General features: G+C 31.6%; 16 protein-coding genes. All 16 read right to left on the reverse strand.

Features of this window, described 5'->3' with window-relative positions:
* Positions 1-425: 425 nt before the first annotated feature.
* The 16 genes from KQI38_RS10255 to KQI38_RS10330 all read right to left on the reverse strand — a co-directional run bounded on the left by KQI38_RS10255 (position 426) and on the right by KQI38_RS10330 (position 12,631).
* A complete protein-coding gene (locus tag KQI38_RS10255; protein WP_216559049.1) occupies positions 426-713 on the reverse strand; it encodes a hypothetical protein in 288 nt (95 codons plus the stop codon).
* Between the two features lie 312 nt (positions 714-1,025).
* A complete protein-coding gene (locus tag KQI38_RS10260; protein WP_216559052.1) occupies positions 1,026-1,586 on the reverse strand; it encodes a histidine phosphatase family protein in 561 nt (186 codons plus the stop codon).
* On the reverse strand, positions 1,577-2,311 hold the full coding sequence (gene cobS / locus KQI38_RS10265; protein ID WP_216559055.1) for an adenosylcobinamide-GDP ribazoletransferase: 735 nt from the start codon (positions 2,309-2,311) through the stop codon (positions 1,577-1,579). The genes KQI38_RS10260 and cobS overlap by 10 nt, the downstream gene beginning before the upstream one ends.
* Positions 2,308-2,844, reverse strand: a complete 537-nt coding sequence (cobU, locus tag KQI38_RS10270; RefSeq protein WP_216559058.1) for a bifunctional adenosylcobinamide kinase/adenosylcobinamide-phosphate guanylyltransferase — start codon at positions 2,842-2,844, stop codon at positions 2,308-2,310. Before cobU ends, cobS begins: the two co-directional genes overlap by 4 nt.
* Positions 2,845-2,858: 14 nt before the next feature.
* A complete protein-coding gene (cobT, locus tag KQI38_RS10275; RefSeq protein WP_216559060.1) occupies positions 2,859-3,932 on the reverse strand; it encodes a nicotinate-nucleotide--dimethylbenzimidazole phosphoribosyltransferase in 1,074 nt (357 codons plus the stop codon).
* Positions 3,933-3,948: 16 nt separating this feature from the next.
* The gene (locus KQI38_RS10280) at positions 3,949-4,209 is read right to left on the reverse strand and encodes a cysteine-rich small domain-containing protein (protein WP_216559062.1); all 261 of its coding nucleotides are present in this window, start codon (positions 4,207-4,209) and stop codon (positions 3,949-3,951) included.
* Positions 4,210-4,953: a precorrin-6A reductase gene (cobK, locus tag KQI38_RS10285; protein ID WP_216559065.1), complete on the reverse strand. Its 744-nt coding sequence runs from the start codon at positions 4,951-4,953 to the stop codon at positions 4,210-4,212.
* Entirely contained in the window at positions 4,950-5,672 is a 723-nt protein-coding gene (gene cobJ, locus KQI38_RS10290; protein WP_216559068.1) for a precorrin-3B C(17)-methyltransferase, read from the reverse strand. Before cobJ ends, cobK begins: the two co-directional genes overlap by 4 nt.
* The gene (cbiG, locus tag KQI38_RS10295; RefSeq protein ID WP_216559071.1) at positions 5,665-6,690 is read right to left on the reverse strand and encodes a cobalt-precorrin 5A hydrolase; all 1,026 of its coding nucleotides are present in this window, start codon (positions 6,688-6,690) and stop codon (positions 5,665-5,667) included. The genes cobJ and cbiG overlap by 8 nt, the downstream gene beginning before the upstream one ends.
* Positions 6,687-7,442: a precorrin-4 C(11)-methyltransferase gene (gene cobM / locus KQI38_RS10300; RefSeq protein ID WP_216559073.1), complete on the reverse strand. Its 756-nt coding sequence runs from the start codon at positions 7,440-7,442 to the stop codon at positions 6,687-6,689. The genes cbiG and cobM overlap by 4 nt, the downstream gene beginning before the upstream one ends.
* On the reverse strand, positions 7,435-7,989 hold the full coding sequence (cbiT, locus tag KQI38_RS10305) for a precorrin-6Y C5,15-methyltransferase (decarboxylating) subunit CbiT (RefSeq protein WP_216559076.1): 555 nt from the start codon (positions 7,987-7,989) through the stop codon (positions 7,435-7,437). The genes cobM and cbiT overlap by 8 nt, the downstream gene beginning before the upstream one ends.
* Complete coding sequence (gene cbiE, locus KQI38_RS10310; RefSeq protein WP_246565765.1) at positions 7,976-8,572, reverse strand: precorrin-6y C5,15-methyltransferase (decarboxylating) subunit CbiE; 597 nt, start codon at positions 8,570-8,572, stop codon at positions 7,976-7,978. Before cbiE ends, cbiT begins: the two co-directional genes overlap by 14 nt.
* Positions 8,566-9,642 carry a cobalt-precorrin-5B (C(1))-methyltransferase CbiD gene (cbiD, locus tag KQI38_RS10315; protein WP_216559079.1) on the reverse strand — a complete coding sequence of 359 codons (1,077 nt, stop codon included), beginning with the start codon at positions 9,640-9,642 and terminating at the stop codon, positions 8,566-8,568. Before cbiD ends, cbiE begins: the two co-directional genes overlap by 7 nt.
* Positions 9,639-10,259: a precorrin-8X methylmutase gene (locus KQI38_RS10320; protein WP_216559082.1), complete on the reverse strand. Its 621-nt coding sequence runs from the start codon at positions 10,257-10,259 to the stop codon at positions 9,639-9,641. Before KQI38_RS10320 ends, cbiD begins: the two co-directional genes overlap by 4 nt.
* 2 nt (positions 10,260-10,261) lie before the next feature.
* Positions 10,262-11,581 carry a cobyrinic acid a,c-diamide synthase CobB gene (locus KQI38_RS10325; RefSeq protein ID WP_216559085.1) on the reverse strand — a complete coding sequence of 440 codons (1,320 nt, stop codon included), beginning with the start codon at positions 11,579-11,581 and terminating at the stop codon, positions 10,262-10,264.
* Complete coding sequence (locus KQI38_RS10330) at positions 11,582-12,631, reverse strand: pyridoxal phosphate-dependent aminotransferase (protein ID WP_216559088.1); 1,050 nt, start codon at positions 12,629-12,631, stop codon at positions 11,582-11,584. It abuts the gene before it with no gap.
* Positions 12,632-12,691: the final 60 nt, after the last annotated feature.

The raw sequence follows: 12,691 nt of genomic DNA on the forward strand, positions 1-12,691 counted from the left end.
ACAAAATGTAAACGATAAATTGTTATTCCATTGTTACAACTTTTTCTGTTTACATTCACCATAGGTATGATTGACTTCAAAAATCTATGTAGCTAAGAGAAGATAAGGACTAAATTCACAGGAGGCTTGTCAGGTTTATTTTGTTTTTTATTAATACAGTTCTTCATATGTTCCTTATCGTGAAGCAACATATATTTTTTATCTTTCCACATTCTAATTCTCCACCACTTGTTAGATTATTAACAAATTCATAAATGGAAAGTGGATACCGCACATCAAATACTTTGACATTAGCCGAGGTTATATTATTTCCCGTAGTATAAATTGCTTTTGGAATAAAAATAACCCTTTTCATTAGATTTTGTTTTTCTATCTATCAAAAAGGGTTCACTTCAAATCGACATGCGCCGAGTTATGGTATTTTACTACCTTTCTACTACTATTCCTTTTGTAATTTTAAAATTACCTATGACTGTCTTACCGTCTGAAGCATAAAGAGTAATCTCTTTTTCACAAGTTTCTGTATTCATTTTTAGAGCCTCTTCTGGAGTCTTAGGCTGTTTATCAATAAGATCTGAATTTCTCACATATCCAACAGTTCCATCTTCGCCAATTGCTTGAATAAGATCTGGTTCGTTAGCGGGCGAAGTTGCTTTTAACGCAGAGCCGTATGTCTCGCCGGACTCGTTCTTAGGATATTCCGGTGCTGGCATAAAACTTTGATTAAGATATGAATTTGCTGATACCTGGCCTGCTAATCCTAATGAAAAACCAAATGCTAAAATAAGAGTATAAATTAATGTACGCTTTATCCATGCTTTAATTTGCATATGATTCGCCTCCTTTAATATTTAAAACAAATATATTAAATTTTTTATACTAATCATATAATCTTTAAATCTTAAAGTCAGCTAACTTTTGTCCAAAAATTAAAAATAATTTTAATATCTTAAAATGAAAGTTATCTTATATGTAAAAAAGGACAGCCCTTCTGTACAACCGCACAAAAAAACTATCCTCTTATGTCAATTTATTTTCTTTATATATTTAAATCCATCTTCTATTGATATTATGTTTATACTTCCATTATCTACTTTAAACTTAAAGAAATAATCTGGATTATCGAATATCCAAGATAATGCCAAGCGAATAACACAATCATGGGTGACGAGTAATATGTTCTCCTTATATTGAGATACTTCATCTAAAAATTCCCTTACCCTATTATATACATCTAATAAGCTTTCCCCTTCAGGAATAATATAGCTTTGTGTATCATCTAACCAGGATTTAGTTTCATCAGGATAAATCTCTGATATTTCTTCAAAGGTTTTTCCAGTGAATATTCCAAAGTTAATTTCCCTAATTCTTATATCCTCAGTGCCTATTAATCCTAGGTTCTCCAATGTCTCCACCGTTCTTTTTAACGGACTATAATATACTTTGTCATAGCTAAATTTATTTATTAATTCCTTAGTCTTCTTTATCTGTTCTATACCCTTCTCTGTAAGCCTAGTATCATTCCTGCTAAAAATCCTTTGTATATTATCCTCTGATTCTCCATGGCGTATCATAATTATATCCATAACATCACACTCCAAAAGCTAAGTAAGGAAACAGCCTCTCCTAATTCTATAATCGCACCATATACATCTCCAGTCAACCCATCTATCTTTTTATAGGATATGCTTGATATGTATTCTCCAGCTAAAAATGTAATTAGTAATGGAACTAAATACCTTATGTCTAATAATATCAAAATAGCCATATAAATAATCCCACTTGCAATCATTAAACTCTTAGGATTACTTTTATGAAATAAGTCACCTAATCCACCAGGTCTAGCATTCTTCTTATATGATATTATTCTTGCAACCACCAATCTACTATTCGCAAAGGATAGGATTATAGCTAGAGGCAGGTTTTCAATGCTATATATCAATATAAATTTAAATAGAATCAGAAGTACAAGGATCAGAACTCCAAAGGCACCAATTCTACTATCCTTCATTATTTCTAATGTCCTTTCCTTATCTCTATTGGATAAAAATCCATCAAAGGTATCGGAAAGGCCGTCTAAATGTAGACCGCCTGTTAATATTATAGTGGCGAGTAGTGCCAAAAAGGAAGCAACAAGTCTATTGTATGGAGAAATCAAATAATAGATTAATCCTCCAAAGCCTCCTATTATAGCTCCAACTAAAGGAAGAAAGAATATACTGTATCTAATATTCTTTTCATTAAAATCTACATTAATATTAATAGGTATTCTTGAAAAGAACTGTAAAGAAAGTATGAGCCCTTTTATCATTTGATTTTCACTGGTATGCCACAACATACCAAATAAACCTCATCTGCTAATGAAGCGATTTTTTGGTTTATCCTCCCTTGAATATCTCTAAAAACCCTAGATATATGGTGTTCTGGGACTATAGAATCTCCTACTTCATTTGTTACTAAGACCAAGTTGTAATCTTTTAGACTAATACCGTTGATTAAATTTTGCATCTCTCGAATTACTGTATCTTCTATTCGCCTTTGCATATCATAATCTATATATTCTACATCTTTTGATATATCGAACATTATATTAGATGTAAGGACAGTGATACAATCAAGTAAGTAATTCCTTTCTTTACCTATGGAGTTCTGAAGATCATAGTTCCCCTCATAAGTTCTCCATTCACTTGGTCTAGATTCTTGGTGAAGTTTTACCCTTTCTCTCATTTCAGCATCTGTTGCCTTAGATGTGGCTATATATACTACATCTTTTTCATCTTTATATAGATTTTCTGCAAATCGGCTTTTTCCTGATCTAGCCCCGCCTGTGACTAATGTAATCATTTTATCACGACCTTTTATTCTTCTCTTATATCTACTAATGCACCACCATCTAATGATAATGATTCAAAGGTTCCCATATGCTCTAATGTATACATTCCAGCTTCTATGATTTGAAATGCCAGTGGACATCCTGTTCCTTCTCCCAATCTCATTCCTAGATTCAGCATAGGTTTTAATTGTAGTTCATCCATTACATATTTTGCCCCTGGTTCTCCTGATAGATGAGATGGGATTATATATTCTTTAACTAAATGATTTAATTTAACAGCACAAAGAGCTGCAGCCCCAGATATAAAACCATCTACTACTATAGGCTTTTTGTTTTTAGCAGCTGATAAAAACAATCCACACATTCCACCTATATCAAATCCCCCTACCTTTGCTATTGCATCAATAGGATCTTCCTTATTAGGCTTATTTATTTCTATTCCTCTTCTTATTACATCTTTTTTATTGGAATGTTGCTCATCTGTAAGGCCTGCTCCTTTTCCACAGGTTATATCTACATCTAAATTTGTCAAAGCTGATAGAACTGCTGCTGAAGTAGTGGTATTACCTATACCAACTTCTCCAGTACCTAAAATATCATATCCTTCACCGTATAGTTTATCCCCTATTTCAATACCTATCTCTATAGATTTAATTGCCTCCTCATAAGTCATTGCAGGTCCATTTACAAAGTTTTTTGTTCCATTTGCAATTTTTCTATTTATTATCTTCGGATCATCTATTTCTCCTATTACTCCTACATTTACTGTAACAATGTCTGTATTTGCATATTTACCTAAAGTTGCAACTCCTGTCAATCCTTTTGTCATACTTTCCGTTAAAACCTTTGTAAAAATTTGAGGTGCTGAACTTACTCCCTCGTCTGCTACTCCATTATCACCACACATTACAACTATAGCTCTTTTATCTATTTTATTAGTCACTTTACCAGTCATACCTGCTATTTTTATAGTAGCTTCTTCTAATGTGCCTAAACTACCAACAGGCTTTACTAAGCCATCCCATTTATCTCTTGCTAATTTTTTTGTTTCCTCATTTGGAGGTGTTATTAAATTTATAGTTTCCTTTAATAAATTCATTTGTATTCCGCCTTTCCTATTTGTTGTCTCTAATTTTTTTGTCATTATGTTCCATTATTTTCTTATTTATATAATCATAACCATTTGGCTTATGGGGTACAAGACAGTTTGAACAGTCTTTTATACCACGGTTATCTATATGGTTGCCACCACAATCTTCTAAGAAATATAATGGACAATAACAAAACATACAATTAAATTCTTCTTCATTATTCACTTTATGACATGGAAAATAGTCACAAGCTGTATTTCTATAAAATCTATATGAATGTTCCATTTATTTTCCCCCCTTATTTCTTTCTCTGATTATTTTCTCAATTAAATCTAAATCCTTAATTCCATTTTCAATTTCTCTTCCTATTATTATTGGTATTACACCTAACTCCTCACAGGCTTGTAATTTTTCTAGAGTGCCACCCTTATGTCCACTATCTTTCATTATACAATATTTAGCTTTATATTCGTCAAGCATAACCTTATTATATTCTTTAGAAAATGGACCTAATACTGCCACTATATCCTTCATATGAACATGATGTTTTTTACACTCCTCTATGCTTTCCATAGCTGGAAGTATTCTATAGATAAATCTATTCTCGCCTCGTACCTTTTCAAAATCACCGATATTTTTAGATCCCGTTGTAAAAAATACAGTCCCTGAAGTTTTTGATAAATAATCATAAGCTTCATCATAGCTATTTAAATAAATAGCATTTATTTTCAACTCTATCTTGTCCCTCATATATCTAATATAATATATTTCTAAATCCTTTGCTACTTGTTTTGCATTTTCTGATACTATCTTAGCATAGGGATGGGTTAAATCTACTATTAGTGATATTTTATTTTCTTCACAGAATTTAACCATATCCTTATAACTCATTCTACCTACCAGTAGCTTGTCACTATTTACAAACTCTTTTCCGCCATCTGTAGCTATAGTTACAATGTAGTTATTTAGATCTTTTATCCTATCTACTATTTCCCTAGCTTCACTAGTACCACCTATTATCCAAATCATTTTATATTATATCCCCTCGGTGTAATAATTTTATTATTTTTTATATAGGAATTGGAGTTTCCTATAATAAGTACTGATAACATGTCCACCTTTTTATAGTCTATATTATCTAAAGTAGTGATAATTATTTCTCTGCCTACTCTACCAGAATTCTTGACTATACCTACAGGTGTTTCTCCTTTCCTATAGTTTGAAATTATATTCACTGCTTTTTCTAAATGATCTTTTCTTCCCTTTGATTTTGGATTATATATAGCAATAACAAAATCTGCATCTGCCGCTTTTTCTAATCTATTTTCGATTACTTCCCAAGGTGTAAGTAAATCTGATAAACTTATAGAAGCATAATCATGCATAATTGGAGATCCTAGTTCTGCTGCTGCTGAGAATGATGCTGTCACTCCTGGTATTATTTCCACCTCTATATCTTCTGCTAATTCCAGTATTGGTCCCGCCATTCCATAAAGCCCTGCATCTCCTGTACTTATAATCGCTGTGTTTTTTCCACTCCTAACCATATCTATGGCTGCTTTGCATCTTTCTATTTCACCCTTCATTCCTGTAGAAAATAATTCTTTATCCTCTACTAATTCTCCAATATATTCTATATATGGTGTATATCCTACTATTACATCACTAATTTTAATTGCTTCTACCGCTCTATAAGTCATATGCTCTCTTCCACCTGGTCCTATTCCTACTACATATAATTTAGCCATTTTTCATCTCCTTTGATATTGATATTGTAATTCCATTATGTTTTGATTTATTTGTGATTAACCTTCCTCCCAGTAAATATGCAGAAGGCTCTGATACAGAATAAACACCTATAGTGTCTTTAACAAATTGAGATTTATCGAATTTGTCCTCCACTTTTTGTATTTCGCCTATAGTAAATATCTTCATTGGACAATGGAAATGTTTTGCTGCTTCGATAATTCCATCTTCATCCTTTTTTACTTCAACTGTACCAATAGCTTTTATACTCTTACTAGATAGATTTATTTCCATAAGAGCTGTTTCTATAGCCTCTATAATCCGTACCCCTTCTATCCCTTTTCTACATCCTATACCAATATTAATATTTCTTGGCCTTAAATATGTAGCTGGAATATCCGCACCCTTTAATTTAAAATTTTGTGAACTAACTATAATTATTCCTTCTACATTAGGATGTATATAATCTAAATCTTCTAAGGTTATAATATTAGGATAATCTATAATTGCATTATCCTCTGAATAGAATCCTATAGTTTTTTCATTTACCATCATTGCCGTAATCTTTGTCACTGATTTCATATCTTCTATATAATAATTGTTTTTTTGCGCAAATAAATCAATGGATTCTATTCTCCTATTATCTGAGGCTGTAGTAATAACTGGTACTGCATTTATTTTTTCTCCTATCCATTTAGACAATTCATTTGCTCCGCCTAAATGTCCTGACAATAATGATATGGAAAATCTTCCATAGTCATCTACTACAACAACAGCAGGATCTATTGTTTTATGCTTTATATATGGATTTATCATCCTTATGGCTATTCCAGTAGACGAAATAAATACAAACCCATCATATTCTTTCCAAGCATAATTTAATAAGTTTTTTATTCCACCATATATATCTTCATTGGCATAATGGTGGATTATATATGATTTACTTTCTTTATCTAAATTTTTTAGTTTATCACCTAGTTTTTTTCCACTCTCAGTAAATGATAAACAAGCTATTTTCATTTTGATGCACTCCTGAATTTATGGGTAAAGCTTGGGTCATATAGCTTTGACCTTTCATATTCACCTTCTATGAAATTACCCACTAAAATTTGACCCATCTTATTAATGTTTTCCTTTTTTACCTTTTCTTCAATATCTTTAAGTGTGCCAAATATTATTTTTTCATCTTCCCAAGTAGCCTTGTATACTATAGCAACTGGTACATTGTCATTTCCATACCCTTTTACTAATTTTTCTACTACTCTATCTATTTCTTGCACTGACAGAAATATCGCCATTGAAGCTTTATGCTTAGCCAAAGATTCTAAATCTTCTTCTTCTGGCACAGGAGTACGTCCTTCTATTCGAGTCAAGATTATGGTTTGACTTACATCTGGAAGTGTAAACTCTTTCTTAATAGATGCACAAGCCGCTGTAAAGGAACTAACACCTGGTATCACTTCATAGGAAATACCTCTAGCATCTAATAAATCCATTTGTTCCCTTATTGCTCCATATATTGTAGGATCTCCAGTATGCAATCTAACTACCTTTAAATTATCTTTTACAGATCTTTCTATTACTTCAACTACCTCTTCCAAAGTCATTGAAGCTGAATTATGGAATTCAGTTTCTTCTTTACAAAATTCTAAATGTTCCTTAGATACCAATGATCCTGCATATATGACTACATCAGCCTCTTCCAAAAGTCTCCTACCTTTAATTGTTATTAAGTCAACATTTCCTGGTCCTGCCCCTACAAAGCTAATCATACTTCTTCACTCCTTTTGCTATAAAAATTGGATTTTGCCCTTTTAAAAGTCCTATTTTATCCATAGATGACACTTGAATTAATTGTACTTCTATATCTTTGTAATTATATTTATTTAATAGTTGAATGAACTGAGTTACATTTTTTAAGGTTATAAAATTTCCGCATATTATCCCATTATTCTCTAATTTTTTTTGCAGATACAAAAATATGTCTTCTAGTTTTCCTCCAGATCCTCCTATGAAGCATTTATTAAAGCTCTCATTTGGAAGGCTATCTGGAGCTTGTCCATAGATTATATTAACTCCTGCGTTGAATTTTTCACTATTTGTTCTTATTAATTCTATGCCTTCAGCTTCTCTTTCTATTGCCCACACTCTAGCACCATGAAGTGATGCTTCTATAGATATAGATCCTGTCCCTGCTCCTATATCCAATAATCTATCTCCTTCTTCTATGGCTAAATATCCCAATGTAAGTAGCCTAATATTGAACTTAGTCATAGGGATATTGCCTCTTATAAACTCTTCATCTTTAATCCATTTCATTTTCAACTACCACCACTCCAAGAGATGAAATATTTTCTATTTCTTCTCCAATATTTTTCATAATTATTTTTTCATTCTCATAGGACAGATTAAATCCTGCATAAATCTTTCCTCTAATGTCTAATTCATATAACTCCTTTGATATCTTATTTGGGGTATTTTCCTTATCTATTAACAATATACTAAGCTTATGTGATTTGATATTTTCTAGATTCTCATCTCTTCCATGAAGAGATAAAAAATTTGCATTATGCCATGACTTCTGAAGCTTTCCCATCATATATTGAAATGAAGATAGTCCAGGTAGTACTTCTTGTATATCCAGACCTTTCTTCTTTAGAAAATCCACTATTCCAAAAAAGTTTGGATCTCCAGAAGCAAGTAATAATATTTCCTTTTTCCCATCTATATAATTTAATATTTCTTCTACCTTATTTACTTCTATAATATCCTCCCTAATGATTTTAAGGGAATTTGCCACTCTCCCAAAGGCTAAAATATGCCTTGCTTCTTCTATTTTCGTTCTGACATCATAGGTTAAATACTTTGGATTCCCTGGTCCTACTCCTGCTACAATTAACATATATCCACCCCTTTTTCCATGGAATATATGATTACCTTTACTTTATAATTTTCATCCTTTAGATATTTCCTAATCCTATCCTCTGCCCCTTTTTCCATATGTCTTATAACTTCACCATAACCAGAGTCTATACAGATGTTTAATCCTTCTTCTGCCGTAATGGTATCATTTACTCTATTGAGTAATTCCATTGGTGCACCCATCAGAGCCAAATAATATATAAAAGCTTCCATTCTTCCATCACATACTTTACTATGGGTATTGAAAACACCTATAGATAGTTTTGCAAATTTGCCAATATGTCCTATTAAGGTCATAGACTTAAAGCCTTTGTTATATACATACAGTAGACTATCCCCTATAAAGTTAGATATCTTTACTTTTCCTCCCTTTAGCCTCAATTCTTCAGATAACTTTTCCCCATAATTTCCTGGTACTAAGATTATATTATCTTTCCCATGACTTTGAGCCAGCATATCCACTTCCATATATATGGTTTTTACAAGGGCTTCCTCTGACATTGGATATACTATCCCTTTTGTGCCTATAATAGATATTCCACCTTCAATGCCAATATTTTTATTAAAAGTTTTTTTCCCTACTTCTTCTCCTTGAGGTGCAAATATTAAAATATCATATCCACTATTTGAAACCTCTTTTACTTCTTTTTCAATCATTTCTCTTGGTATAGGATTAATGGCCGCTTCACCAATTTCTCCAAATAAACCTTTTCTCTTTATTCTTCCGATCCCCTTACCACCTTCTATAAAGATTTGTCCATCATCTCGTTTAGATACCGTTGCATATATTTCTATCCCGTCTGTATTATCCGGATCATCTCCAGCATCCTTTATGATTGAACATGTTGCTCTATTCCCTTCAATCGATGGATTATTCACCTCAAGTTTTAATCTAATATTTGCTGGTGTATCTATCTCTATATATTTTATTATCTCACCTGTCTCAAGCATAGTAGCTGCCGCCTTAGCTGCTCCCGCTGCACAAGAACCCGTAGTATATCCACATCTTAGATGTTTTCCTTCTTTTATTACATATAAATCTAAAGTCATCTACCTACCACCATATATAATAAGGCATTAATAATAGAGGCAGCTACATTACTTCCACCTTTATTACCTACTGTAGATATAGATGGTATATCAAACTCTCTTAAATATTCCTTAGATTCTGCAGCCCCGACAAACCCTACAGGCACTCCTACTACAAATCGTGGATTAGCTTTACCTTCCTTGACTAGTTCTAGTATTCTAAACAATGCAGTAGGTGCATTGCCTATTACAAATATATCTATACCATCCTGAATAGCTAAGTCTACTGCACAAGCTGATCTGGTAGTTCCTAATTCTTTAGATAATGAAAATACTCTCTCATCATCTATATAACATTTTAGCTCACAACCAGCTTTTTCTAAGGCAGGTTTATTAATCCCTGTATATGCCATTTTAGTATCCGTAAATATAGTTACTTTTTCTAAAATAGATTTTTTAGCCTCTCCAATAAAATCATTTTTAAATATAATTATATTCCTATAATCAAAATCTCCAGTTGTGTGTATCATTCTCTTCGCTATTATCTTTTCTTCTTCTGAAAAATTAGTATCCCCCATAACTTCATCTATAATATCCATACTTTTATTCTCTATTTCCATAGGATTTTTAATATACAATTTTATCCCTCTTTTCTTATTTTCTCTACAATATCCAGTAGATAATTAAAATTTTCAATATTTCCAAGGAAATTAATATGCTGATAATATGCTAAAACATTTTTATAGGTATATCCACACTGCCAAACCTTTTTATCATTCATTGGCTTTGTAATACGAAATACTGGCTCCTCATTTATATCTATTGTAGAACGATGGTATTCATTTCCAGTGATTATACTACCTTGTCTTCCCAATATAGTATCCTGATTTAATTCCATATTCACATATCCAAATCTCTGTAATTTATCTGTCATAATAGCATTGCCATTAAATAGATTACACATAGGACAATTTTCTATTGAAGATACCAAGTACATAAGTCCTCCAGCCTCAGCTATAATGGTTTTTCCTTTCATAGCACTTTCTCTTATGGAGCTTATCATATCTATATTTGATGATAGTTCATCTCTATATAGCTCTGGATATCCCCCACCAATATATATAAGGTCTGCCTTTGGAATATTTTTATCTCTAATTGGAGAAAAGTATTTTACTTTACAGATATTCTCTAATAAATTTAGATTTTCATTATAATAAAAGTTAAATGCCTCATCATAGGCTATTGCTACTTCTATATCTCTTTTCTTCTGATATTCATAGGGGGAAATATCAACTGAACTAGCTAATTCAATTACTCTATCTATATCTATTGTTTTTTCCACAGCTTCTGCTGCTTTAGATATTAATTCCTCACAATCATCATTTTCATAGATTTGCATTAGTCCCAGATATCTACTTTCTACTTCTAAGGATGTATCTTGAGGTAGATATCCTAATACTTCAATATTTATATACTCTTCTATTTTTTCCTTTAGTAATTGATATATATCCTTACTAACCTTATTAAGTATAATCCCCTTTATCTTTGAACTATGGAACTCTACCATACCTTTTATTTTGGGTATAGCTGAAAACATTTCACCTTGAGGTTTATATACTAATATTGCAGGAATATCTAATTCCTTTGATATATCAAAGCTGGAATTTTCAAAGGTGTTATATATACCATCAAAATATCCCATAACACCTTCTATAATTCCATATTCTCCGCAATTCATGGATAAGGATTCTCTTATTCCCTTCCTTCCCATTAAGTGAATATCAAGGTTTCCTGATCTCTTTCCTGACGCAAGTTCCAGATATTTAGTATCGATGAAATCTGGTCCTGTTTTGAATGCAGATACATCTAATCCCCTATTTTTAACTGCCCTAATAATACCAAGTGTAATTGTTGTCTTTCCAGTATTGCTAGATGGAGCTGTAATCATTATGGATTTCATTTACATACACTCCAATTCATTAAAGATTTCTATAAGTCTCTTATTATTTTCTCTGTTCTTTATGGCAACTCTAATATAATGATGATTAAGTCCTATAAAACTCGAACATTTTCTTATGACTATTCCTCTCTTAAGAAAAAAATTAAATACATATTCTTCATCCCATTTTAATAATTTAATCAAAATATAATTAGTCTCTGTCAAAAATACTTTTATATTAGAAAGTTTCGATAACTCTTTGTGCATATATTGTCTTTCTTTTTCAACATATCTTTTACTTTCTTCTATATATCCCTTGTCACTAAATATAAAATTACCTGCTGCCTCCGCAAAGGAATTTATGCTCCATGGCAGTTCTATCTTAGATATTTTTTCTACCAATTCTATAGATGTACATCCATATCCTAGTCTAATCCCAGGTAGTGCAAAAAATTTTGTAGCAGCCCTTATAATCCCTAAATTTTCATAATTAGTTTGCCTAAACAATTCTATACTGTCATAATCTATAGGACAAAACTCGAAAAAAGCTTCATCTAATAGTAAATATGCTCCAGATTTATTAATAACATTGTATAACATTATTAATTCTATTTTATCTATCCTAAGCCCAGTAGGATTGTTGGGATTACCCAATATTATTAAATCACCTTTTTGTATTTTGTTTCCTATAGTTAAAATATCTATTGTAAAATCAAGATTATATGGAATTCTAATTACTTCTTTTCCATGTATGATTGCCCTTTTTTCATATTCCGAAAAAGAAGGGGTGGAAACCAATACTCTATTAGCTAAAATTATAAAGTTATCTATTAATTCTACTGCTCCATTCCCTATTATAGTATTATTCTCACTACAGCTTAGGTAGTTAGCTATAGATTTTTTTAGTCTTCTATATTTAATATCTGGATATGATTGAATATTCTTAAAACCATCTATTAAGACTTTTTCTAATCCTTTAGGTGGTCCCAATGGATTTATATTACTACTATAATCTATTAATTCTCCATCATAATACTTTTCATAGGATAATAAATCTCCTCCATGCTCCATTTTATCACCTTCCTTGTATAATAGTGAATAGCTAATAGTTAAGAGTGAATAGTTTTTAGT

The organism is Tissierella carlieri, assembly GCF_018917285.1.
GTDB lineage: Bacteria > Bacillota > Clostridia > Tissierellales > Tissierellaceae > Tissierella > Tissierella carlieri.

Excerpts from the sequence above, each read along its gene's own strand:
- KQI38_RS10255 (WP_216559049.1), bottom strand. The coding sequence starts at position 713 with ATGCCAGCACCGGAATATCCTAAGAACGAGTCCGGCGAGACATACGGC.
- KQI38_RS10260 (WP_216559052.1), bottom strand. The coding sequence starts at position 1,586 with ATGGATATAATTATGATACGCCATGGAGAATCAGAGGATAATATACAA.
- cobS (WP_216559055.1), bottom strand. The coding sequence starts at position 2,311 with ATGATAAAAGGGCTCATACTTTCTTTACAGTTCTTTTCAAGAATACCT.
- cobU (WP_216559058.1), bottom strand. The coding sequence starts at position 2,844 with ATGATTACATTAGTCACAGGCGGGGCTAGATCAGGAAAAAGCCGATTT.
- cobT (WP_216559060.1), bottom strand. The coding sequence starts at position 3,932 with ATGAATTTATTAAAGGAAACTATAAATTTAATAACACCTCCAAATGAG.
- KQI38_RS10280 (WP_216559062.1), bottom strand. The coding sequence starts at position 4,209 with ATGGAACATTCATATAGATTTTATAGAAATACAGCTTGTGACTATTTT.
- cobK (WP_216559065.1), bottom strand. The coding sequence starts at position 4,953 with ATGATTTGGATAATAGGTGGTACTAGTGAAGCTAGGGAAATAGTAGAT.
- cobJ (WP_216559068.1), bottom strand. The coding sequence starts at position 5,672 with ATGGCTAAATTATATGTAGTAGGAATAGGACCAGGTGGAAGAGAGCAT.
- cbiG (WP_216559071.1), bottom strand. The coding sequence starts at position 6,690 with ATGAAAATAGCTTGTTTATCATTTACTGAGAGTGGAAAAAAACTAGGT.
- cobM (WP_216559073.1), bottom strand. The coding sequence starts at position 7,442 with ATGATTAGCTTTGTAGGGGCAGGACCAGGAAATGTTGACTTAATAACA.
- cbiT (WP_216559076.1), bottom strand. The coding sequence starts at position 7,989 with ATGAAATGGATTAAAGATGAAGAGTTTATAAGAGGCAATATCCCTATG.
- cbiE (WP_246565765.1), bottom strand. The coding sequence starts at position 8,572 with ATGTTAATTGTAGCAGGAGTAGGACCAGGGAATCCAAAGTATTTAACC.
- cbiD (WP_216559079.1), bottom strand. The coding sequence starts at position 9,642 with ATGACTTTAGATTTATATGTAATAAAAGAAGGAAAACATCTAAGATGT.
- KQI38_RS10325 (WP_216559085.1), bottom strand. The coding sequence starts at position 11,581 with ATGAAATCCATAATGATTACAGCTCCATCTAGCAATACTGGAAAGACA.
- KQI38_RS10330 (WP_216559088.1), bottom strand. The coding sequence starts at position 12,631 with ATGGAGCATGGAGGAGATTTATTATCCTATGAAAAGTATTATGATGGA.